Annotated in this window: 8 protein-coding genes, 1 tRNA gene and 1 CRISPR repeat array; of the genes, 7 read left to right on the top strand and 2 right to left on the bottom strand. The window is 58.4% G+C overall.

The genetic code is table 11. The features are described 5' to 3' along the window. Window positions 1–228 precede the first annotated feature (228 nt). From SH664x_RS17000 to cas2, 7 genes are all read left to right on the top strand, one after another. Window positions 229–317: transfer RNA gene (locus SH664x_RS17000), tRNA-Ser, on the top strand. A gap of 1,797 nt (window positions 318–2,114) precedes the next feature. After that, window positions 2,115–4,766, top strand: a complete 2,652-nt coding sequence (gene cas3g, locus SH664x_RS16995) for a type I-G CRISPR-associated helicase/endonuclease Cas3g (RefSeq protein ID WP_437202915.1) — start codon at window positions 2,115–2,117, stop codon at window positions 4,764–4,766. After that, complete coding sequence (cas8g2, locus tag SH664x_RS16990) at window positions 4,763–5,665, top strand: type I-G CRISPR-associated protein Cas8g2 (RefSeq protein WP_437202913.1); 903 nt, start codon at window positions 4,763–4,765, stop codon at window positions 5,663–5,665. The genes cas3g and cas8g2 overlap by 4 nt, the downstream gene beginning before the upstream one ends. Continuing rightward, entirely contained in the window at window positions 5,658–6,764 is a 1,107-nt protein-coding gene (cas7g, locus tag SH664x_RS16985; protein ID WP_437202911.1) for a type I-G CRISPR-associated RAMP protein Csb1/Cas7g, read from the top strand. The genes cas8g2 and cas7g overlap by 8 nt, the downstream gene beginning before the upstream one ends. Beyond that, window positions 6,764–8,296, top strand: a complete 1,533-nt coding sequence (gene csb2, locus SH664x_RS16980; protein WP_437202909.1) for a type I-G CRISPR-associated protein Csb2 — start codon at window positions 6,764–6,766, stop codon at window positions 8,294–8,296. The genes cas7g and csb2 overlap by 1 nt, the downstream gene beginning before the upstream one ends. A gap of 338 nt (window positions 8,297–8,634) precedes the next feature. After that, entirely contained in the window at window positions 8,635–10,650 is a 2,016-nt protein-coding gene (gene cas4g/cas1g / locus SH664x_RS16975) for a CRISPR-associated endonuclease Cas4g/Cas1g (RefSeq protein WP_437202907.1), read from the top strand. A 39-nt stretch (window positions 10,651–10,689) separates the two neighbouring features. Next, window positions 10,690–10,983: a CRISPR-associated endonuclease Cas2 gene (gene cas2 / locus SH664x_RS16970; RefSeq protein ID WP_437202905.1), complete on the top strand. Its 294-nt coding sequence runs from the start codon at window positions 10,690–10,692 to the stop codon at window positions 10,981–10,983. Window positions 10,984–11,171: 188 nt separating this feature from the next. Beyond that, window positions 11,172–22,457: a CRISPR direct-repeat array (repeat unit 36 nt; unit sequence GTTCTCCGCGCTGAAAACGCGCGGCCCCATTGAAGC). 97 nt (window positions 22,458–22,554) lie between these two features. On the opposite strand, the gene SH664x_RS16965 is transcribed toward cas2, so the two are convergent. Together SH664x_RS16965 and SH664x_RS16960 are read right to left on the bottom strand one after the other, a co-directional pair. Beyond that, on the bottom strand, window positions 22,555–23,943 hold the full coding sequence (locus SH664x_RS16965; RefSeq protein WP_437202903.1) for a FecR domain-containing protein: 1,389 nt from the start codon (window positions 23,941–23,943) through the stop codon (window positions 22,555–22,557). Further along, complete coding sequence (locus SH664x_RS16960; protein ID WP_437202901.1) at window positions 23,940–24,452, bottom strand: sigma-70 family RNA polymerase sigma factor; 513 nt, start codon at window positions 24,450–24,452, stop codon at window positions 23,940–23,942. Before SH664x_RS16960 ends, SH664x_RS16965 begins: the two co-directional genes overlap by 4 nt. Between the last annotated feature and the right edge of the window lie 294 nt (window positions 24,453–24,746).

Genomic DNA, 24,746 nt, shown 5'->3' with positions numbered 1-24,746 from the left:
GGTAGTGGCAGGCGATGACCGAAAGTCGGGATCTTCCGGCGGATGATGCGTGTGCCGGGGCGCCATCAGAACGAAGCAGGGGATCAGGCTTGCCAGCGGAGGAGGAATCGATAGACTTTCGAGCGGATGACTTTGCAGCGAGTAGAGTGACTTTTGTTCAGGTGACTGCGGGCTGGCCAACGCCTCGCAGGAATTCTGATACAGAATCGTCGTCTCGTCAGCGATCCCGGAGAGATGGCAGAGTGGCCGATTGCGCAGCATTGCTAATGCTGTGACCATGTCAAAGTGGTCCGGGGGTTCGAATCCCCCTCTCTCCGCTTCTAATCCCGCCAGCCAGCACAAGTTGCTGGCTGGTTTCGTTTTCGGCGGAAGTTGCTTTGCCAATTTCCCGAATTGTGCTGAACGGGAATTCGGATCTTTCTCGGCGTCTTCGGCTCAACGTCGTTCAAATCTGTTCGGGGCTTGAGATCGAAACTCTTGGATTCTGCTTCACCCGTGCGAATTCAGGCCCACGCAATCGGCGGCTCCTGGTGTGAAGCAACAAGCTGTACGTCGAGTACGCCCATTCGATCGGACAGGGATCGCGGTGGCCTGACTCAAATTTCTGTACCAGGTTTTTTGAAGGTTTGGTTGGGGTAGGTCCGTTGTGTCGCCGGAGTGAGGGGGTAACCCGCACAGGGTGTCTGAGCGAGAAGCCGGTGGGCGGGGTGGATCTAGCGGCGCAATTGCTTCTGGCGTCTGAAACGGGAGCGTGTTCACTGTTCCGGGAAACAGTGCAGTATTCGATGTGCCCCAAGCGGTGATTGAATGAGTTTTCTATGTTTCAATCGCCGAGTTCGCCCCCCCCATACACGCAGATCTGGCGTCATTCTCAACTCAAGTGCAGTTGCACCTCATGTTGGGAGGGCATTTCTGTCTCTTTTCTGCTGTCGGTCCGGAATGGGCGGTGCTTGTTGAGCTTACACGGCTGCGGCATTTCGATTGTCAACCTGTGGTGACCATCGACGGCGTTTTACAGTCTTACCCCATGAGGCTGAATGCCACATCTCGGCCCATGCGAGAACATTGCTGCACGCGCCAGTAGTCCCTTTCAACTCTGAAGTTCTGATCAATAAGGCCGCCTGCGTCACAGTGACGCAGGCGTATCGTCTCGTCAATGGAGCCGCGTGTTTGGAACGCGGAAAAGTACATCGGTAGTTGTGGTCCGCAATATTACGGAATACTGACTTCAATGGTGCCGCTATTCGCGGAATGTAGCCGATATCACGAACCGGCCGCAGAGGCAAACCGAATTTAGTGTCACGGTTTACTGGAAGTGCACCCAAGGTGTCACTACCTTAAGACGCGAGAGTGAAATGTTGAATGGAAGTGACATCCAGCGCTTCGAGGCGGCCATCAGCAAATGGAGATGCTTAACCGACCTCGAACAAGAGGAAGTGATTTCAAAGTGTCTCGAACTTTACACTGTCAAGTCAAAATCCTGCCCAATTGAGCACGCGGTCTGGTGGCTGCTCGGGGTTGCCGCCCGCGTTAAGCGGGAGATGTTCAGGACGAGACAAAAACGGTGTCGTGAAAGGGCAGCAGCAAGGAGCAAAGGGGCATTGCAGAGCCATCCCTGTGGAGCGTTCGCTGAGAATGATCATGCTCTCTGCCGCCCAGGTCAACGGCTGATTGCATTGATTGAATCCGAAACGTGGAGGCGAATAAATCCTACTCGGAGAAATTGCTCCGTCTGGGCTATGTCGATGAGGTGAGCATCTGTGATGCAGCCAGGGTTCTTAGGGTAAAGAAAAGTACAGCAAAGAGTTGAGTTCACAGGGATAAGAACAAGCTAAGTCGCGACCTTTGCTTTCAAAAATGGGCTGGAATCAAAGAAGGGCCGAAATGAATATCAACGCATTGAGAGATACGTGGTTGATGTTTCAACGCGAGCATGGTTGCTCCATTGATCGCATGCTTTGTAAGCCGGAGTGGCGAAATGAATTTCTAGCTTCGGCTCGGCAGGCGACACAGATTGAACAGGAAGAAGCCATTCTCTGGGAATTAATATCGTTGCGGAAGCGAAAAGAACTCAAGTCGCCAGGGCGGAATTCATAATGCCGGAGCCAGGAATCATGATTGAGTTTCGCCCCCTATTTCGCGCTCTGACCGGCTACGATCCATTTCCCTGGCAGAAGCGACTGTATCACGAATTTGTGGAAGGTCGCTTTCATGCCTGTCACCGTTGCAGTTTGCCGACGGGGATGGGGAAGACGTCGCTGCTTTCGATCTGGCTGATTGCCCTGGCTCACCGGCCGGACAATGTTCCCCGGCGGCTGGTGTATGTGGTCAATCGCCGTACCGTGGTCGATCAAACCACGGACGAAGCGGAAAAAATCTGCAAAGCTCTGGATAACCCGGCGCTGATTGAGTTTCGCAAGAGTCTCACCCAGCTTTATTCGCCGGCCGATAGGGACGAGCTTCCGCTGGCGCTCAGCACGTTGCGGGGGCAGTTTGCCGACAATCGAAAGTGGTCAGCCAATCCGGCTCGTCCCGCGATTATCTGCGGCACGGTCGACATGATCGGCAGTCGACTGCTCTTCAGCGGCTATGGCGTCGGGTTCAAGTTGAAACCACTGCATGCCGGCTTTCTGGGCCATGATGTCCTGCTGATTCATGACGAGGCCCATTTGGAACCAGCGTTTCAGACGCTGCTGGAAACAATTGAGAAGGAACAGGCGACAGGACGCTTTCCCGATTTCGATGAGCAAAGACGGTTGAAGATCATCGAGCTGACCGCGACCACCCGGTCCGGAGACGAAGGATTCAAGCTGGAAGCGGACGATTATCGACACCCCGAGATTCAGAAGAGATTACGTGCTGCAAAGCAATTGAAAATTCATCTACTTGACGAGGAAAAAAGACTCGCTGACCGCCTGATTGAATGTGCACTCGAGCACCGCGAAAGTGGTCAGGCGATTCTGGTGTTTGCTCGCTATGTGGAAGCGGTGGACAAGATCGCCGAAAGACTGCGCAAAGCTTATCCCAAAGCGGAAGAACAGTCTGTCACAACGCTCACGGGCACAATGCGCGGGAAGGAGCGGGATGAACTGGCGACCAAAGATGAAGTCTTCGCCAGGTTTCTCCCCGATTCCAAGTGCCAGAGGCGGGAGGGGACGGTCTATCTCGTTTGCACCAGCGCCGGGGAAGTGGGGATCAACCTGTCCGCGGACCATCTGGTTTGTGATTTGACGACTTACGAAAGCATGGCCCAAAGATTCGGCCGAGTGAACCGCTTTGGAAATTTTACCGACACGCGGATCGATGTTGTTGCTCCGAAATCTTTCGGCAAAGGAGACAAGATCGAGCCGTTGGATGAACGCCGGAAACGAACGCTCGAGTTACTGTTGAAACTGGACGGGGACGCCAGCCCACAGGCTCTAAGTCATCTCTCTGCGCAGGAACGCGCCGCCGCTTTCGCGCCGCTGCCGAAAATGTTGACAGCCACAGAGATTCTCTTCGACTCCTGGTCGATGACGACCATTCGTGGAAAGCTGCCGGGCCGTCCTGATGTGGAGCCGTATCTGCACGGAGAGAAAGACTGGGAGCCTCCGGTCACACAAGTCGCCTGGCGGGAGGAAGTGGGAATCGTCACGGGGGAACTCCGAGAGAAATATCCCCCTGCTGAGCTGCTCGAAGATTTTCCGCTCAAACCTCACGAACTCCTGCAAGAGCGGAGCGACCGTGTCTTCAAGAACCTGGTTTTGATTGCCGAGCGAAAGCCGGATACCCCGGTCTGGCTCGTTGATGACCAGGGAAGCGTCGAGGTGATTCCGGCACTGGCAGAACTCACTCAATACAACCGTAAAGAGCACCTTGAATCCAAAATCGTGCTGCTTTGTCCAACCGCCGGCGGGCTGGAAGGAGGATTCCTGAACGGGAAGTCTTCGATGGCGGATGACGTCGCAGATGAATGGTTTAGCAACCCCGATAACGAGATTCGTCGTCGGTGGCGATTCTGGGAGCAGGCTGACGACGACAGCAAGCAGAAGGTTGCATTCAGCAAAAAGATGCGGCGGATTCGCAAACCGATTCAACTTCATTCTGCCGACGAAGAGAACAATGAGTCCGACGAGGGAAGTGAAGCATCAAAAACACTCTGGCACTGGTTTGAGCTTCCAACAGAAGGGGACACGGAAGGGTCCAGGACGGCTCGAAAACCTGTCTGGCTAACGGACCATCTCGGTGACGTCGTCGAGCAGGTCGAACGGATCGTGGCCCCTCTCCCGCTCTCTCCTCAGATCAAAGCGGCCGTGATCGCCGCTGCCGCCGCGCATGATCTGGGAAAAGACCGCGAATCGTTCCAGAACGTTCTGGGAAACTTTAATCAGGGGCGAGCCTTGGCGAAGTCAAAAGATCGAAGCGGCCCCATTCAAGAGAAGTTCCGCCACGAGTTTGGCTCGCTGGTGGACGTCGTGCGCGAGCATCCGGGTGCCATCGCCTTCACCAAGCTCGATGTTGAAATGCAGGACCTGGCATTACACCTCATCGCCGCGCATCACGGACGGGGGCGGCCTCATTTCACTCTGGAGGAAGCCTTGGATCGGACAGCAAGCCGGGAATTGATTGACCGAATCACACTGGACGTTTCGTTGAGGTTCGTGCGGTTGCAAAAGAAGTACGGCCGCTGGGGCCTGGCTTACCTCGAGTCGCTGCTTCGCGCAGCAGACTATGTCGCCAGTGCATTTCCCACCTTTGCTGAGGCGGTGGAGGCTGAACTCGCATGATTCAAACGCCTGCCACTTCATTGCGGATGGACGTCGACCTGGCAAACCCCGGGCAGTTTTTCGCCTGCTGTGGGCTACTCGAGCTGGCCGATCGGATTTGGAAAGGAGCGGAAGGATGGTTTGAGAACCACACGTTTCATTTGCGACCGGTCCAGCCTTGCGAGAATGTTTCTGGCGAGGGACTGCTGCGCGAGCTGGCCGGTTGTCGCCTGACCAACTCCATGTCACCGGAAGACATCATTCGTCTCGAAGAACTGTCGGCACTGTCTGGCAAAGTGAGGAGCCAGACTCCGGGCCTCGATGACGAGAAAGCACTTCTTGAAAAGAAACGTCGCGAAGAGCCGATTCTGCTCCTGCAGCCCTTCAATATCCAGATCGACTGGTTCCGAGACAGTCGGTCAGGAGGCAGCCGCTACAAGACCTGGGCCGGACAGCAATCCGTGCTCGATATCGCAACCTCCATGAAGCAGGCGCTGGCAACACCAGACTGGCTCGCACGGCCGCCGGGGGACTGGTTCTTCACTTCCAGCACCGATTGCGGCCTCCCCTTTAATTTTGATTCTGATTTAGGCGGGCAAGGCTCTGGACTGGATGTGGGATTCAGCTTTGATCCACTGGCGGCGAGTGCTCTGACGCGGATCGAACCCTCGGCTCGGCCGGGCCTGGAATTCTTTGCGTTCGTCGGCTTGCAGCGTTTTCGTCCCCGTCAGTTCAAAAAGGAAAACCGCTTTCGCTATCGCTGCTGGAATGTCCCTTTCACGCCGCAAATCGCCTCCGTGGCTGCCTGCGGGGAACTGCCCGTCGCCGGCGAAACATTTGAATTCCGATTGTTGTATCGCACGAAGTATTTGAAAAGTTTCCTGCCTGCGGTCCCTTTCACCGGAGAGATCAATGAGTGAATTAGAGAAATTCGATTCATGGCTGAATAGCGATCAGGTCGCCGCTTTGGTCATCCGCGAGCCTTTGGTGCCGGTCGAAGGTGAGGGCGGTGTGATTTTTCCGGCCACCTATGCGGCTGCAGAAGATAAGAAAGTCTTTCCCGGAGGCTATAACATCGATCCGCCTGAAGGGGAGAAGAATGTCTGCCTTGTCGATAGCGTCGGCTCGCAGGCGAACCGGATCGAACCTTTATTTGCAAAGCCCGAGTATTCCGGATTGATCCCACAGATCGTCATTCAAGCTGGTGAAAAATCGGTCAGCCTGCTGGAAGCGGGGCACCGGGCGGGGGATGCAATTGTCCGCTGCACAGCGTTGCAGCAGCAAATTCAAGACGCCTTCAAGCAGATTCTCAGGGGCAACGCACTGCCGATGGCCAAGCTGGCTCCGACGTCGCTCATCTTCGGCGTGTGGGATTCGCGGGACACTCAGGCGAAGCTGCCCCGTCTGATCTCCTCGACAGTCCGGGCGTTCGACGTGAAGAAACTGAGCCGTTCCGCTCAGTTCAATCCCGCGACCAACTATTTCAGTGAAGGTCTGCTGGATGAGGCGACCGATACAGCTACCGGCAAAGCCCATGCGGAGCGGGGTTTCATTCATGTTCCTGCGACAGGAACTCCGGGTGGGGTGATTGCCAGCTCGGGCATCCGCAGGGATGCCGTGCTCAGCCTCGCGGCATTGCGGCTGCTGGCAGCGGGAGAGGACAGGCAGCAGACTCTCAGCCTGCGACGCTACATTCTGGGGCTCGCTCTGGTTGCGTTCACTGCACCAGGAGCAACGTACCTCCGGCAGGGATGCAACCTCGTTCCCGACATCGACAACCCTCGCGAATTTTTGGAGGTCGGGTCAGACGGAACACGCCAGGCACTGAAGCTGAATCATGCCGAAGCCTTAAAGTTCGCGCAGGCTGCCGCCAAAGCCTTCGGAGTCGGTGATGATCGAACCGTCGCCTTTGACAAAGAACTGGCCAAGCGGGATATCGCTGGAGAAGGAAACACAAAGGTCACCCGCAAGGCAGCGGCCAAGAAGAAGGCAGAAGCCACAACAGCGGAGACGAAATAATGCCGTCTTCCTTTTGCCTGACCGTTCGTTTTCTGGATCCTCAGCCGAGTTTTCACGGCCGTGGAGACGGGGACATTCCTGAATGGCCTCCTTCTCCGTTGCGGCTGTTTCAGGCGCTTGTCGCCGCAGCAGCAGCGAGGTGGCGGGACGATCAAATCTCACTCGCCCGATCGGCGCTGGAGTGGTTGGAGACACAAGTGCCAACGATTGTGGCGGCGAACATTCAACAGAGGCGATCTCTTTTCAGAATGTATGTTCCGCATAACGCCGGCGACCTGATGCTGGCCGATTGGGCGCGAGGAAATTCTGATGCCAGTATGGCCGGCCATCGAGTAGAAAAGGATGTCACTCCCACGCGGCTGCAAACAGGGGATGCGGTCCATTATCTCTGGGATCTGCCGGATCCTCTGCCTGCAGAGGTTGGCGATCTGCTGGAGATCCTTTCCGCCGCTGCCCGCTCGATGACCCATCTGGGATGGGGAGTCGATATGCTGGCCGCAAACGGATCGGTGATGCCGACCGGGGATGCGGCGCAGCTGCCGGGGGAACGATGGCTTCCAGCGGCGAATTTGTCGGGAGTGCAATCGCGAGTCCCGGTCCGGGGAACGTTGGACGCGTTGATCCGTCGACATCAGGCCCGGCTGCGAAGAATCGAGCGGGATCCATCGGGACGAGAGCGATTTCATCCTGTTCCACCGCTCACCGCGTTTCGGACTGTTGCCTATCGGCGAGCCAGTGATTCCCTGGCTCGTCCGGCCGTTGTCTTCCAGCTGCGCCAAGAGGACGGTTCGTTCTTCCGGCATGCTCCGGCCAGGCTGATCCACATTGCCGGGATGACGCGGCATCTCGCGAAAAACGCGATGCTGACCTTGCCACCCCGTGGAGTGGCAGAGAACTGGGTGGAAACATTTGTGATGGGGCACGCTCTCCCCGGAAAGAGTGAGCACAGGCAGCTTTCCTACCTGCCGCTGCCGTCCATCGGACATGCCCACGCTGATCACTTTGTTCGCAGAATCATGATTTCGGCTCCGATCGGCGATGATGAAGTTCTCGACCATCTGGCGAAGATTCTTGACGGACAGCGGCTTCGACCCGAACAGCAGCACGTCTTGGCTGCAGATGCGTTCCTGATCCGGGTCCAGGAAGATGATGTCGCCAACTATTATGTAAGGCCGTCCAACACCTGGGCCAGCGTCACGCCGGTGATTCTCCCGGGACATGCGGACGGGAAGCCCGCCAAGACCCGCAAACTGATTGAGAAGGCTCTCACGCAATCAGGCATCGAGCAGCCCTGCGAGTTCGAATGGAGCCCATTCTCTTATTTCTCCAAGTCGCTGCCTGCTTATCAAGCGAACAAGGGACAACGACCCAAAGGATATTTTCGGCCGGATCATCTGCTCGGGTTGTCGTCCGTCCACCTGCAGCTGCGCTTCCACAATGATCTCCAGGTTCCCGGCCCGTTGATGATTGGCGCGGGGCGGCATTGCGGATTAGGGTTAATGGCGATGTCGACCGTTGAGAAGCCATCTTAAGGATGCGCATCTTCGCTCTTTTCCAATTCACCTGAAGTTTTGTTTGCCTCCGGTTAAGCGTGTCGTTACGCTCACAGCGTCGATGGTGAAAGAACTGATTGCTTTTTTCTCGTCGACGCTGTGTGCGAGCGGACTCGGATCGCTCGTTGCCAAGGCACGGAGGGTCTCCTTCGTCGATCGCGGAGCACAACCGCCGGATGATTCCGGGGTCCCGCGGTTTGGTGTTGCTGATCAGCGATCGCTTCCACTGCGAACAACTTCTGGCAGAGGGGCCGACGCGAATCCGCAACGCAGCATGGCCCGCGGCTGACGCCTCGTGGTCGTGGAAGGACTCCCCGATGATTTCCGGACCCGATCCCCGCGCAGATGTGCTTCCTCGCGTCGCGCCCGCTCTCGATCAGCTCTCTGCCGATTCCCTGCCCAATGTCGATTCTTCGATGCCGACCAATTACTTGCATGAGACGGAAATGTCCAGTGACGGCATCGTAGCTTTCACGGTGTCTGATCCACCAATGCCTGACTCATGCGCATTGAATCAGGATGCTCTGATTCCCGTGCGAATGCTGAATGAGTTCACATACTGTCCGCGCTTAGGCTATCTGGAATTCGTACAGGGTGAATGGTCTGAAAATCTGGAGACACTCCAGGGAACGTTCGGGCATCGAAACGTCGATAAGCCCGACAGGAAGAGTATTCCTGCCGGCAAGTCGCGGGGGCGTCGGCAGCAGCCTGACGGGGATGCCGAACCGATCGTCGAGCCGGAAAGCGATAAAATTCATGCACGCTCGGTCATGCTCTCGGCCGAGCGGGAAGGGTTGCTTGCCAAACTGGATCTCCTGGAGATTGACGGCAACCGCGTAACACCAGTGGACTATAAACGTCGGACTCGACCCAGACATGGTGGAGGTGCTTGGACTGACGGCAACCGCGTAACACCAGTGGACTATAAACGTGGCCAGGTTCCCGACGTTCCGGAAGGGGCCTATGAGCCCGAGCGTGTCCAGCTCTGTGCGCAGGGATTGATTCTGCGCGAAAATGGCTTCGAATGCACCGCAGGAGTCATTTATTACATCGCCTCCCGTCGCCGTGTGACAATTCCTTTCGACGACGCACTAATTGCCAGAACTCGCGACCTCGCCCGGCAGTTTCGAGCGATAGCTGCATCGGGACAACGCCCTCCGCCACTTGTCGACAGTCCCAAATGCCCGCGTTGTTCGCTGGTCGGAATTTGTCTGCCCGATGAAACAAATCTGCTGCTGCAACTGGATAACTCACTCTCCGGGATTTCGGGAGAACCATCCGAAGAAGTCACACGCTCCGCTCCGGAGGGACTGAGAAAACTGCTTCCAGCCCGTCATCAGGCGCTGCCCCTTTATGTGCAGAATCAGGGAGCAATCGTGGGGAAATCCGGAGAGCGTATCACAATCAAGGTGAAAGGAGAGGAAATTGCCAGCGTGCGGCTGCTGGATATCTCGCAGGTGTGCGTATTCGGAAACGTGATGTTCACGGCCCAGGCACTACAGGCACTGACGTCACGCAGTGCGGCGATTTGTCATTTTTCTTATGGCGGCTGGTTCCACAGCATGACGACCGGCCTGGTTCACAAGAACATCGAACTCCGTATCAGGCAATTCGCCGTGGCTGCGAATGCTCAGGAATCGTTAAACGTGGCGCGGCAATTGATCGCGGGAAAGATCAAGAACTGTCGCACGCTGCTGCGGCGCCATTTAAATGACGAACAGCGACACCCCGTCCTCAAGCAACTGGCGGAATATGCGCGCCGGGCCTTGATCGCGGGTTCTGCGGAAACGCTGCTGGGCCTCGAAGGGATGGCGGCGAAGGAATACTTCGCAGGGCTGTTTCAGCTCTTTCCCGCTCACCCGGATTTTGATGTGAACGGCCGCAATCGCCGACCTCCTCGCGATCCGGTGAACGCCGTTCTGTCTTTTGTTTATAGCCTGTTGACGAAAGAGTTGACCGTCGTTTTACAGGCGGTCGGTTTCGATCCGATGCTGGGAGTGTTCCATCGGCCTCGTTATGGCCGGCCTTCTCTGGCACTCGATCTGGCGGAAGAATTCCGGCCGCTCATTGCCGACTCGGTCACCCTGACCGCATTCAATAACGGTGAAGTCGGACCGGATTCATTTATCCAGCGCGCTGGCGCAGTGGCCATGACCGATGCCGGTCGCCGTAGCGTCATCGCAGCATTCGAACGCCGTCTTGAAACGGAAATCGTTCACCCACTCTTTGGCTACAAGGTGTGCTACCGCCGAATTCTGGAAGTTCAGGCCCGTCTGCTGGCACGGCATCTTTTGGGAGAATTGCCGACCTATCCACATTTTATCACAAGATGAGTTCCGCATCAGACATTGCGAGTCAACGCGAGATTAACCATGCGCAGCGTCCATCTGATTGCTTACGACATCTCTTGCCCTAAGCGTTATCGCAAGCTTTACAAAGCGATGTGCGGTCATGGAGATCCGCTGCAGTATTCCGTCTTTCGCTGCGAGTTGGACGACATGGAACTGCAGCAACTCAAAGATCTGCTGTGGCCGATCTTGAATCTGCGAGAAGACCGGGTCATGATCGTCGACCTGGGGCCGATTGAAGGTCGGGGGGATGAGTGCATCGAATTCTGGGGCAATCCCTGCGTGACTCCCAGTCCTCGCACGGCTACGATTATCTGACAATTTTCCGAACTCGAGTGGTCCGGTGCCGCAAAAAAGACCGTTACCGCTCGCCGTTGTAAGTTGTTCTGTGACAGATTGATAGGAAAGGAAGGTGCCGATGCGACAGAGGATCAGTATTCGATTGACCGCAGCCCTCGCAAGACTCCTTGTAAGTCCTTACCGGCTCATGTCCCCAGACACGAGCGGTTCTCCGCGCTGAAAACGCGCGGCCCCATTGAAGCCGCACAGACCGGGTTATCCCAAACGGCCAGAACCTGTTCTCCGCGCTGAAAACGCGCGGCCCCATTGAAGCGTAGTATTCACGCTTCAACTCGATTCCGACGAATCGCGTTCTCCGCGCTGAAAACGCGCGGCCCCATTGAAGCGTTGCTGTGCAGACGTAGAGAAATCCTGAGTCCCAACGTTCTCCGCGCTGAAAACGCGCGGCCCCATTGAAGCGGGGCCAAGGCTCTCGACTGGCGTGGCGTGCAGAAGCGTTCTCCGCGCTGAAAACGCGCGGCCCCATTGAAGCCGCCGAACGTAAAACGCATACCCCGCCAGGAGGAGGACGTTCTCCGCGCTGAAAACGCGCGGCCCCATTGAAGCTTGATGTCCTTCTGCGCCTGATCGGTTTCAGTGCGGTTCTCCGCGCTGAAAACGCGCGGCCCCATTGAAGCTTGTGGTCGTGCGCCGCCGTAGCGACAAACACGGAGGTTCTCCGCGCTGAAAACGCGCGGCCCCATTGAAGCGAGGTGCTCCTGCAGCGAGCAATCACGAAGGGGCGTCAGTTCTCCGCGCTGAAAACGCGCGGCCCCATTGAAGCTGCGTGGGAGTGAGGCAATACTATAAGAACTTTATCTCGTTCTCCGCGCTGAAAACGCGCGGCCCCATTGAAGCATGACGGACTACCTCGTCAGGCCGAACTTCGACGGCGTTCTCCGCGCTGAAAACGCGCGGCCCCATTGAAGCATCTGTGGCTGAATTATCACGGGGATCGTGACGCCGGTTCTCCGCGCTGAAAACGCGCGGCCCCATTGAAGCTATTCTCGATGTGGCAGCCCGTCGCACCGCACTGAGCGTTCTCCGCGCTGAAAACGCGCGGCCCCATTGAAGCGAATATCACCGCGACGCCCTTGAACGATTCGACGCGGAGTTCTCCGCGCTGAAAACGCGCGGCCCCATTGAAGCCGCGGAGAGTTCTTTGACGACGCCCAGAATCGCGCGTTCTCCGCGCTGAAAACGCGCGGCCCCATTGAAGCACTTCTTCGTTTACCGTGGACTCTCGCACTGCAGCGTTCTCCGCGCTGAAAACGCGCGGCCCCATTGAAGCCGCCGCTCTTCCGGGTCGGTCCCTCCGAGAATCAACTCGTTCTCCGCGCTGAAAACGCGCGGCCCCATTGAAGCTCTGTTCACGCCCCCACTCCTTCCCTCTTGGCCTTGTTCTCCGCGCTGAAAACGCGCGGCCCCATTGAAGCACACACTGCCAGAATGCACGAGGTGTGATGCCCCAGTTCTCCGCGCTGAAAACGCGCGGCCCCATTGAAGCCGGATAGCCGTGCATGTCTAGGCCAACTTCTCGCTTGTTCTCCGCGCTGAAAACGCGCGGCCCCATTGAAGCGCACGTGATCTGCCGGCGGCCAAGAGCAGGCTGCTCTGGTTCTCCGCGCTGAAAACGCGCGGCCCCATTGAAGCAATCTGCACCAACTCGGGCATCGGGGGTTCGTAGATTGTTCTCCGCGCTGAAAACGCGCGGCCCCATTGAAGCATCTCCGAGTTCTCGCTTTGATTCCAGGACGCGGCGGGTTCTCCGCGCTGAAAACGCGCGGCCCCATTGAAGCAGCTACTTCGCTCATATCGTCTCCTTCCGTGCCGCGGTTCTCCGCGCTGAAAACGCGCGGCCCCATTGAAGCGCTACCAGTTCCGATCTCCCAGGCGGCTGCACACCAGGTTCTCCGCGCTGAAAACGCGCGGCCCCATTGAAGCAAACTCAACCACACCATCACTCCGCAGATTCACTCGTTCTCCGCGCTGAAAACGCGCGGCCCCATTGAAGCTTAGCCATCGATACCGCTCAGCATCCCGCTGCAGGGTTCTCCGCGCTGAAAACGCGCGGCCCCATTGAAGCACCTTCTTGGCAGTGGAGACCGGCAGGCCGCGACTGGTTCTCCGCGCTGAAAACGCGCGGCCCCATTGAAGCTTCGCAGGTCAGCGCGCGACCGATGGCCATGATCGTGGGTTCTCCGCGCTGAAAACGCGCGGCCCCATTGAAGCCCGGTTCACCGAAGCCACACACGCCGCGCACAGTTACGTTCTCCGCGCTGAAAACGCGCGGCCCCATTGAAGCTTCGCATCGCGGCCCGAACCGTTGATTGAAAATCACGGTTCTCCGCGCTGAAAACGCGCGGCCCCATTGAAGCGCCATCGCCGAGAGCGTGTGCCTCAGCTGGGAGTGACGTTCTCCGCGCTGAAAACGCGCGGCCCCATTGAAGCCCGATCATTTCCCTCAGGAATTACTTTGCACTTCCCGTTCTCCGCGCTGAAAACGCGCGGCCCCATTGAAGCCGCAGCCAGCACAGGCGAGCGGACCATCCTCATCGGGGTTCTCCGCGCTGAAAACGCGCGGCCCCATTGAAGCTACTGCCCCGTCTGCGATGGAGACGGGGAGGTGTCCGTTCTCCGCGCTGAAAACGCGCGGCCCCATTGAAGCACCACTCGGTGTACCGCTTGATGGGGTCGCGAGTTCTGTTCTCCGCGCTGAAAACGCGCGGCCCCATTGAAGCACGGCCAACGTCTACGACACTTCCGTCTCTGCCAGGTTCTCCGCGCTGAAAACGCGCGGCCCCATTGAAGCATAGCGCTGCAGGATGTCTGCCACGTCCTCCAGAATCTGTTCTCCGCGCTGAAAACGCGCGGCCCCATTGAAGCGAGTTGTTCCGCGTCCATCGCGTCAATCACCTGCAGGTTCTCCGCGCTGAAAACGCGCGGCCCCATTGAAGCGCTGCATTCGTAGGTTTCAACAAGCATTGCCTTGCTCGTTCTCCGCGCTGAAAACGCGCGGCCCCATTGAAGCAATAATGTTAATGGCATTCAGAACAGCACTTACATCGTTCTCCGCGCTGAAAACGCGCGGCCCCATTGAAGCGGAGTCCTGTAGTGGCACTGACTGTCAGCGAGCACGGTTCTCCGCGCTGAAAACGCGCGGCCCCATTGAAGCGCGGTATAGATGCCACGTGTCGCGAGGAGGCATCAGCTCGTTCTCCGCGCTGAAAACGCGCGGCCCCATTGAAGCAGAAAGACAGTTCTTGAAGGCCATCGGGGGCATGAAGGTTCTCCGCGCTGAAAACGCGCGGCCCCATTGAAGCGGTAAAATCCGGAATCTTCGACCGTTTCCCTGCCTTCTGTTCTCCGCGCTGAAAACGCGCGGCCCCATTGAAGCAGGCACTTGTCGGTTTTGGTCGGGCGGCCGCCTGCTTGTTCTCCGCGCTGAAAACGCGCGGCCCCATTGAAGCGCGGCGTAACGAGTTACGTCGAAGGAGAGTCGAGGAAAGTTCTCCGCGCTGAAAACGCGCGGCCCCATTGAAGCGAACCGGAGGCGTTCACCGGATTTTGAGTCCGTGACTCGTTCTCCGCGCTGAAAACGCGCGGCCCCATTGAAGCTGGTCGCTGGCGAACCAATCGCACGCGAATCGATCGTTCTCCGCGCTGAAAACGCGCGGCCCCATTGAAGCGTGCGGTAATAGAGCGCGGCCGGTGCGTTCATCGTGTTCTCCGCGCTGAAAACGCGCGGCCCCATTGAAGCGCAGGCAGGTGCGAGAATACGCTGGGAAGTTCACAAGTTCTCCGCGCTGAAAACGCGCGGCCCCATTGAAGCAGTCTATAAGACGCCATCCGCCTTCAAGCCTGGGGATGTTCTCCGCGCTGAAAACGCGCGGCCCCATTGAAGCAGTTCAACCGGTGCGGCAGGCTGCGAGAACGGGGCTGGTTCTCCGCGCTGAAAACGCGCGGCCCCATTGAAGCCTGCGACTTCTTGACCGCCTCGGCCCCCTTCTGGGGTTCTCCGCGCTGAAAACGCGCGGCCCCATTGAAGCCTGAAACATTTTGGACATCACATCACCTCAAGAATGCGTTCTCCGCGCTGAAAACGCGCGGCCCCATTGAAGCCGCAACTCGATAGCTTTCTCCACGTACCCTTTTCGGGTTCTCCGCGCTGAAAACGCGCGGCCCCATTGAAGCGGACCAGAAGTACTCACCACCGTAGGTCCAGCCTGTGTTCTCCGCGCTGAAAACGCGCGGCCCCATTGAAGCGACGGTGACGCGGATCATCAAGATGTGGTTGTTGGGTTCTCCGCGCTGAAAACGCGCGGCCCCATTGAAGCGCGATGAACCCGGAAGGGATCAGCGAGGCGGTGAATGAGTTCTCCGCGCTGAAAACGCGCGGCCCCATTGAAGCTATGCGAGGATTGCAATGGTGCCCGTTTTGCTTCCGGGTTCTCCGCGCTGAAAACGCGCGGCCCCATTGAAGCTTGCTACAGAAACGGCTTCGCAAAGCGTTGATTTTGTTCTCCGCGCTGAAAACGCGCGGCCCCATTGAAGCAGGATGATGTCGACGCCTGTAGCTGTGGTCAGATCGTTCTCCGCGCTGAAAACGCGCGGCCCCATTGAAGCACAGGCAAACCAGATGCCTCGATGAGGGGTGAGCTGGTTCTCCGCGCTGAAAACGCGCGGCCCCATTGAAGCAATGCCAGCCGTGCCACGACCGCAGAAGAAAGGTGTTCTCCGCGCTGAAAACGCGCGGCCCCATTGAAGCGACGTAACTCGTTACGCCGCAAATGCGCCCGACTGGACTGTTCTCCGCGCTGAAAACGCGCGGCCCCATTGAAGCGTGCGAGCGCTGGCTCGTGCGTTCGCCGCCGGGCGGGTTCTCCGCGCTGAAAACGCGCGGCCCCATTGAAGCAGGCCGCACTCAGCACGTATGGACCGCTCTTCTCGAGTTCTCCGCGCTGAAAACGCGCGGCCCCATTGAAGCCAGGATCTTCAGTGCGGCGGCGTTGTACTCAGCGGTGTTCTCCGCGCTGAAAACGCGCGGCCCCATTGAAGCGCCAGCTGACGCGCTTTGTCCCGCTCCTTTTCGTCGTTCTCCGCGCTGAAAACGCGCGGCCCCATTGAAGCTTGTTTGGTCCATTCTCTGGGTGCGCGGGGCATTAGTGTTCTCCGCGCTGAAAACGCGCGGCCCCATTGAAGCAATGGCCATCCGCCGGGACCAGGTCTTCGCGGTTCGTTCTCCGCGCTGAAAACGCGCGGCCCCATTGAAGCTTGATCCAGTCGTCCCATTCTTCGGCCATGTTGCCCTGTTCTCCGCGCTGAAAACGCGCGGCCCCATTGAAGCTCTCAACAGAAACTTATCTATCTTTGACAACTTGCGTTCTCCGCGCTGAAAACGCGCGGCCCCATTGAAGCCATCGACGATGGTAGCCGTCCCGTACCACGTATGGTTCTCCGCGCTGAAAACGCGCGGCCCCATTGAAGCGAGCCGACGCCGATCTCCGACTCGCAATGAGACTGGCGGTTCTCCGCGCTGAAAACGCGCGGCCCCATTGAAGCGAGCCGACGCCGATCTCCGACTCGCAATGAGACTGGCGGTTCTCCGCGCTGAAAACGCGCGGCCCCATTGAAGCGATAGAATGAGCCGACGTGCCGCTCTGTTGCCGCCACGTTCTCCGCGCTGAAAACGCGCGGCCCCATTGAAGCAGTAGAGCCTTTGTGCTGGCTCCTCGTGCGCTCTCTCGTTTTCCGCGCTGAAAACGCGCGGCCCCATTGAAGCGTGATGAGTGCTTATCGGTAGCCCCGTCGTGCCGTGGTTCTCCGCGCTGAAAACGCGCGGCCCCATTGAAGCGGAATCAGTGCCAGTAGGTCCGGCGATAGCTCGAAGGGGTTCTCCGCGCTGAAAACGCGCGGCCCCATTGAAGCTGAATCCACGTGCTTGGAGTCCAGTGTCAGGCTGTTGTTCTCCGCGCTGAAAACGCGCGGCCCCATTGAAGCTTCCGCTGCCCACCCATCGTCGCCACGAAATTCCCGTTCTCCGCGCTGAAAACGCGCGGCCCCATTGAAGCTCATTCTCGCCAACAATCGCGTGCCGCTCGACAGGATCGTTCTCCGCGCTGAAAACGCGCGGCCCCATTGAAGCTTCGGCAGCAATGAAGCTGCCTTAGCTGACATGAAGGTTCTCCGCGCTGAAAACGCGCGGCCCCATTGAAGCCGTAGTGCGCTTGGTCCCAGCCTGTGCCGGTCCCACGGTTCTCCGCGCTGAAAACGCGCGGCCCCATTGAAGCCAGCCTGTTGCCAGACCATCTTTGCATGGAGGGCAAGTTCTCCGCGCTGAAAACGCGCGGCCCCATTGAAGCCTGGGGTAATGGCAGCAAGGAAACGTGCCTTGAAAGCGTTCTCCGCGCTGAAAACGCGCGGCCCCATTGAAGCTGATCTAGCGTATTGCGTAGAGATTTTCTCTAAGAAGTTCTCCGCGCTGAAAACGCGCGGCCCCATTGAAGCGTGCTTGCTATCCCGTCTTCCGATGCCGGAAGGGGGCGGTTCTCCGCGCTGAAAACGCGCGGCCCCATTGAAGCAAAGTCTGGGAGCGACTGCAACGGCTGCATGATCAGGTTCTCCGCGCTGAAAACGCGCGGCCCCATTGAAGCGGAGCAGTTGTAGCAGCGAAAGCAGTCGGAGCAGCGGGTTCTCCGCGCTGAAAACGCGCGGCCCCATTGAAGCTTCGGTCGCCGCTCCGATGGCGGGGCTTGCAGGTCAAGTTCTCCGCGCTGAAAACGCGCGGCCCCATTGAAGCGATCGATTCTTTGGGGGCCCAAAGAAGCCAAAGGCGGGTTCTCCGCGCTGAAAACGCGCGGCCCCATTGAAGCCTTCATCCCCCGTGGCCGCTGCTCTGCGGCTGCGGGGCGTTCTCCGCGCTGAAAACGCGCGGCCCCATTGAAGCAAGGCTGTGAACACCGGGGAGTTGGCACTCGCAATGTTCTCCGCGCTGAAAACGCGCGGCCCCATTGAAGCGTGAGTCGGAGGTAACTGTACGAGTCGCGGTGATAGGGTTCTCCGCGCTGAAAACGCGCGGCCCCATTGAAGCATGCGTCCTGTGCGTGGCATCGGTCTACGCTCCTGTTGTTCTCCGCGCTGAAAACGCGCGGCCCCATTGAAGCGGCGCGGAGAGTGCCGGCGTGCCCGATGTCGACCTCCCGTTCTCCGCGCTGAAAACGCGCGGCCCCATTGAAGCTTCCTCGGCGCTCCCTGGAAGTCGTTCCGCGACCGGTTCTCCGCGCTGAAAACGCGCGGCCCCATTGAAGCGCGCTGGCGATCGCACACCAGGTCACCCGCGATGGGGGTTCTCCGCGCTGAAAACGCGCGGCCCCATTGAAGCGACAGAGGGGGCGAGTTTTGATGCACTCACAGGCTTGTTCTCCGCGCTGAAAACGCGCGGCCCCATTGAAGCAATGCCCAACTCCAGATCCGGGGGCGGCACGGCGGCACGTTCTCCGCGCTGAAAACGCGCGGCCCCATTGAAGCGGCATCCCCGACGACCACAAGGGAGTGCTTGACGGGTTCTCCGCGCTGAAAACGCGCGGCCCCATTGAAGCGAAATCTACGAACCGCCGATGCCCGAGCTGGTGCAGTTCTCCGCGCTGAAAACGCGCGGCCCCATTGAAGCGACGGAATCGGCGCCGTCGTGGCAAACTTCGGCGACTGGTTCTCCGCGCTGAAAACGCGCGGCCCCATTGAAGCTCACGGTGCCGGCTCCCCGTATGAAGTCCTCGCACGGAGTTCTCCGCGCTGAAAACGCGCGGCCCCATTGAAGCCATGAGTGAAGATTCCGCAAGTACAAGTGTCGGCTTGTTCTCCGCGCTGAAAACGCGCGGCCCCATTGAAGCAGTTCGTCCGCGAGCGTTACGCGCCAACACGCATCAACGTTCTCCGCGCTGAAAACGCGCGGCCCCATTGAAGCATTCCCCCGAGTGCTTGCATGTGCAGTGCACGCCTGGTTCTCCGCGCTGAAAACGCGCGGCCCCATTGAAGCCGCACGCACTCCGTGTCGTGGAATACGTGCCCGGCAAGTTCTCCGCGCTGAAAACGCGCGGCCCCATTGAAGCGTAGCTCATAGCAATGCCCTCGTGAGTGGTTTCAGAGTTCTCCGCGCTGAAAACGCGCGGCCCCATTGAAGCAAAATGATGGTTGGGGATTGAGGGCTTGGAATAAAAATGTTCTCCGCGCTGAAAACGCGCGGCCCCATTGAAGCCGATGGCATAACTGACGGCCATTTTCTTCAGCTTCCAGTTCTCCGCGCTGAAAACGCGCGGCCCCATTGAAGCGATGTCAACAGGGAGCAGATTGACCGGTTGCGCTCAGGTTCTCCGCGCTGAAAACGCGCGGCCCCATTGAAGCTTAACTCTCTCACTGTGCCTGTCACGTCCGATTCGTGGTTCTCCGCGCTGAAAACGCGCGGCCCCATTGAAGCTGCCAGTGCCTGGCGGAATACCGGATCATCACCGAGACGTTCTCCGCGCTGAAAACGCGCGGCCCCATTGAAGCAAGTTGGGAGGCGAGCCCAGCTCGGCGACGACGTAGTGTTCTCCGCGCTGAAAACGCGCGGCCCCATTGAAGCAAGGGCGTCGCGGTGATATTCGAACAGCGCGTTCAGTTCTCCGCGCTGAAAACGCGCGGCCCCATTGAAGCACGGCAGGGCAGGGATTGGCGGGGCTGGGCCGGGCGTTCTCCGCGCTGAAAACGCGCGGCCCCATTGAAGCTCGCCGTCGTCAAGTAACTCGATCGCCAAATCGGGGTTCTCCGCGCTGAAAACGCGCGGCCCCATTGAAGCGGTCTCTTCCTGCCAGCGGGCCCACGTCTGGTGCGGGGTTCTCCGCGCTGAAAACGCGCGGCCCCATTGAAGCGCCTTCAACAGCGCCAGCAACAGATGCTCGGTTCCGTTCTCCGCGCTGAAAACGCGCGGCCCCATTGAAGCCGAGCGTTTCCGAGTGATTGTTTCGTGGCGTACAGGGGTTCTCCGCGCTGAAAACGCGCGGCCCCATTGAAGCCGCGTCGAAGCGTTCGATGGCGTCGCGGTGATACTGTTCTCCGCGCTGAAAACGCGCGGCCCCATTGAAGCCAGAAATGTGCGGAGCGGTGTGAGCCGCCCGGCGGGTTCTCCGCGCTGAAAACGCGCGGCCCCATTGAAGCCGCGTAAATCGCATCGCGGTCTGCAGCGTCAATAGCCGTTCTCCGCGCTGAAAACGCGCGGCCCCATTGAAGCTCGTGTTCGTGAGCTCATCGCGGAGTGTCTCCTGCCGTTCTCCGCGCTGAAAACGCGCGGCCCCATTGAAGCCCCTCTGACTTCTTCTCAAAGTCTTCCGCGATGTAGTTCTCCGCGCTGAAAACGCGCGGCCCCATTGAAGCGGGGAGTTGCGTCACCCTGGCGTTCCTGAGTTACTTGTTCTCCGCGCTGAAAACGCGCGGCCCCATTGAAGCTTGGTTCGCCAGCCTGATCACGAGTTTCGCTCGATCGTTCTCCGCGCTGAAAACGCGCGGCCCCATTGAAGCATCACTCACCAGGTGCTTAAGGAAGCGCGTTTCCATGGTTCTCCGCGCTGAAAACGCGCGGCCCCATTGAAGCAATCAACGGTTCGGCGCGCGGTGCGAACAACGGATGCGGTTCTCCGCGCTGAAAACGCGCGGCCCCATTGAAGCTTGTTGTTTTATGGTGGACTTTGTTTCTAATCGCCCGTTCTCCGCGCTGAAAACGCGCGGCCCCATTGAAGCGCCGTTAACCAGCAGGCGTTGGACTCGCTGGCGGAAGTTCTCCGCGCTGAAAACGCGCGGCCCCATTGAAGCTTGTGGATGTCTTCAACGACGGGAATAGACGTTGGTGTGTTCTCCGCGCTGAAAACGCGCGGCCCCATTGAAGCGATTTGATGCCGAGAGACGCCGGAGTTTTACGGCAGGTTCTCCGCGCTGAAAACGCGCGGCCCCATTGAAGCTGGTACAACCTCTACGACGGCGCAGTCAACCCGGCGCTGTTCTCCGCGCTGAAAACGCGCGGCCCCATTGAAGCCGTTGTGCCGTCAATCAGGTCAATGGTCAACTGCACAGTTCTCCGCGCTGAAAACGCGCGGCCCCATTGAAGCCCGTGGTTGTGGTCGCAGCGTCAATCTGTGCTTGGCGTTCTCCGCGCTGAAAACGCGCGGCCCCATTGAAGCCGGACCGGCGCGTGATTCATTCATCCCCCGTGGCCGGTTCTCCGCGCTGAAAACGCGCGGCCCCATTGAAGCGACATTCAGGAGTGGCTCGATCAGATCGATGAAGCGGCGTTCTCCGCGCTGAAAACGCGCGGCCCCATTGAAGCGAAACTGAATCCGGCGAAGTAAGTCGTGTTACAGCGTTCTCCGCGCTGAAAACGCGCGGCCCCATTGAAGCGTGTGACATATTATTCTTTCACGATAATCCTTAGACCGGTTCTCCGCGCTGAAAACGCGCGGCCCCATTGAAGCGCTGCTCCGACTGCTCCCGCTGCTCTCGCTGCTCCGACGTTCTCCGCGCTGAAAACGCGCGGCCCCATTGAAGCTCAGTTTAAGGATGTTCAATGCGTCAGCTCCTCTATGGTTCTCCGCGCTGAAAACGCGCGGCCCCATTGAAGCGGAACCGACTCAACGTTCCCGTCTGGGCCATGGAGCGTTCTCCGCGCTGAAAACGCGCGGCCCCATTGAAGCTCGGTGAACGCGATAACGCCTCGGAAAAAGATCCTGCCGTTCTCCGCGCTGAAAACGCGCGGCCCCATTGAAGCATAGGCGACAGAGTCGCAGACATTGTGCAATCCAACGCCGTTCTCCGCGCTGAAAACGCGCGGCCCCATTGAAGCGTCTTCAACTGGTCGATGGCTTACAGCTACGCACGCACCGTTCTCCGCGCTGAAAACGCGCGGCCCCATTGAAGCCATCGTGAACGCTGAGGGGTTGACCCCATGAGAGAGCGTGTTCTCCGCGCTGAAAACGCGCGGCCCCATTGAAGCCTTCGTATTCAGCCGGACGGCGCAATTCAGCAGGTGGTTCTCCGCGCTGAAAACGCGCGGCCACATTGAAGCCAGGTTGTGGCCCCAAGGAGATTTGGACCGCAGATTCCGTTCTCCGCGCTGAAAACGCGCGGCCACATTGAAGCAACGCGGCTGGTCACTACCACCAATTCGAGATTCAAGTTCTCCGCGCTGAAAACGCGCGGCCACATTGAAGCCTCCAGCCACCACACTGCCCAACACGTCCTTTGCGGCGTTCTCCGCGCTGAAAACGCGCGGCCACATTGAAGCTCACGGGCCTCGTCGGACCACTTGTCGGCCTGACCGTGTTCTCCGCGCTGAAAACGCGCGGCCACATTGAAGCCTCGCGAAGCAGGAACGGCCCGCAGCGATCATGAAGGTTCTCCGCGCTGAAAACGCGCGGCCACATTGAAGCGGCTGCCGGCTGTTTTACAGTGCCGTTCCGCAGAGGATCCAATCGGTGCTAGCAATTGATTGCGAAAGTGATTTGCGGACGGACCCCTTGGAAATCGTCATTTCTCATGCGGTACGACGACAATGGAATACATTAATGAGTAGCCCGTGATGGCGCCGACTGGCCCCAGTGCTACCGTTCCTGGTGCATCGACATGCTTCTTCCAGATGGAAAGCTTCCGATCAACCGAAACTCCCGCACCGATTCCTAAACGTTCTGGTCCCTGAGAGATGGTCTGCTCGTCAACGCCGATAAATTCGGGCAGACGCTGGTATTCCTGTAACCAATCAGGGATTTCCAGCCGATGATCGAAAAGAACGTACAAATCGGCAGCCTGGCTGAGGGTGATGAGCAACCGGAGGTCTTCCTGGCGATCTCCGTTGAAAGTCATTAAATAGTCGGCATCCCGCAAGTAGCCTGGGAGACCAGCTGCCGTCATCCCATTGAATTCATGAAGTCGGTCGACGTAGATTCTTGCATCCTCCCGGAAGGCTCCCGGGACAACGCGATAATACTTGAGTGAATCGATATCGCGAAGGTTGTCACGCACGTCGACGATTGTTCGTGATCGCTGCACGCGGACGGGGCTGGACGGGAAGCTGTCATCCGTGACAAGATAGAGACGCTTCAGCACCCCTGCTTCAATCGTCACTCCCTGACCGGTCACCAATTGGGTTTCCCCTCGGGTTTGCTCCGACCGTACGCCCACTTTCCCCTTCACCACCGCGACTTCCGCCACGGCATCCTCATTGATAGAGACGCCGAACTCCGTGCCATAGTCCGTGATGTCTGTTTCAGCGACCCGAACACGGAAGCCGGAAATCCCATTCGGTACGGTGACAAACGCTTTCCCCCGATGCAGGATGCAATTCATCCCGTCTTCCAGTGTCGCTTCGCAGGGAGCAGATAACCGCATCACGATGCGATTCGCAAAACGAACTTCCACGAGGCCCTCCTTGAGCGACAGATGCTCGCCTCGACGCAGCGGACGCGGCGGCGTCTCGAGTGGTTGGTCCCGCTCTGGATTGAGAAAACGCAGTTCTGCGATCTGCGGTTCGGTCGAGGCGAGATGCCCCTGACCAGGAGGGGTCCCTCGGGGCCGCCAAATGACAGACAAAGCAAAAATGACGGGGATGATCACTATGACCAGAGAACTCCCTCGCAGCCAACGCGACCTTCCCGTGGCTGTTCGGCGCGCGGACGATTCCTGAAGTGCATCCTGAAAAACCGCCGGCGAGACCTGTCGACCGGCAGGAAGGGTGGCTGCCAACTCTTGCAGCCGAACATGCAGAGATGCCTGGATCGCAAAGTAGTCACTGGCTTGCGGGTTGTGTGCAATGATCTCACTTAACCTGTCCCAGTCTTCCAATGTCGCACGATCATCCAGAACCGCATCAATTAGTTCTGTCAGCTGCGAGTTGGGAGAGGAGAAGTGCTGTTCAGTCATGATTCCGCAGCCATCTTGGTCGTGACACATTTCCAGAGCAGGTGGCGAATTCGCTTCAGTTGAAGGTACAAGGAATTTGGAGTCACCCCTTGTCTGTGGGCAATCTGTTGCAGCTGGATTTTATTCGCATAACAATTCCGAAGCAGTTCCTGTTGGCTGGGAGAGAGCTTGGTGACACACTGTTCCAATGCCGCGATCCGCTCTTCGATTTCCGACTGGTTCCGATTAAACGATTCTTCGATGGCTTGCAGGGCACTCGCGCTCAGTGTTGCCATCTGCCGTCTTTGCTCGAGCAAATAATTCTGCACTTCGATCTTTGCGAAACCCATCGCCCAGGCGATAAAAGGGCGCTGAAAGTCAAACAGTTCCCGCTTCAGCCACAAGGCTATGGATGTTCGCTGATAGATCTCATCCACCGCGTCTGCGCCGGTCGCCTGGGAGGTGATGTAGGCACGCAATTGGCCCTTGGCGGCAGCGAATTGCTCAACGAAGACCTGATCAGCATTCAATGAACAATCGCACCGGAGATGCGCACGAGGAGGCTCAGTCTTGGCCAGATCTCTCATGTTCACGGTCTATGAGGATGACAGTGACTGATTCCGACAGCTCTTCACATACTGCATGAAGACCATACAGAGTGAACACCAGAAGTCCGGCCAACATCTTCCGCATGTCGAACGGAAATCTGTCGCCACACTTACCGATTTTTTGGAGAAGTGTCCTTCACGTTTTAACCGGTCGTGCAGCCCGAGGCAGTCTTTGATTTGGACGATAGCAGATTCTTTTGTCAATCGCATCAAATT

Source organism: Planctomicrobium aquicomposti (assembly GCF_051466325.1).
In the GTDB taxonomy this organism is placed as follows: Bacteria; Planctomycetota; Planctomycetia; order Planctomycetales; family Planctomycetaceae; genus Planctomicrobium.
The sequence above is the reverse complement of the archived record's forward strand: the minus strand, read 5'-3'. Positions and strand labels throughout refer to the sequence as shown.

What these genes read in the sequence shown, in the direction of transcription:
- cas2 (WP_437202905.1), top strand. Translation starts at nt 10,690, where the DNA reads ATGCGCAGCGTCCATCTGATTGCTTACGACATCTCTTGCCCTAAGCGT.
- cas3g (WP_437202915.1), top strand. Translation starts at nt 2,115, where the DNA reads ATGATTGAGTTTCGCCCCCTATTTCGCGCTCTGACCGGCTACGATCCA.
- cas4g/cas1g (WP_437202907.1), top strand. Translation starts at nt 8,635, where the DNA reads ATGATTTCCGGACCCGATCCCCGCGCAGATGTGCTTCCTCGCGTCGCG.
- csb2 (WP_437202909.1), top strand. Translation starts at nt 6,764, where the DNA reads ATGCCGTCTTCCTTTTGCCTGACCGTTCGTTTTCTGGATCCTCAGCCG.
- SH664x_RS16965 (WP_437202903.1), bottom strand. Translation starts at nt 23,943, where the DNA reads ATGACTGAACAGCACTTCTCCTCTCCCAACTCGCAGCTGACAGAACTA.
- cas8g2 (WP_437202913.1), top strand. Translation starts at nt 4,763, where the DNA reads ATGATTCAAACGCCTGCCACTTCATTGCGGATGGACGTCGACCTGGCA.
- cas7g (WP_437202911.1), top strand. Translation starts at nt 5,658, where the DNA reads ATGAGTGAATTAGAGAAATTCGATTCATGGCTGAATAGCGATCAGGTC.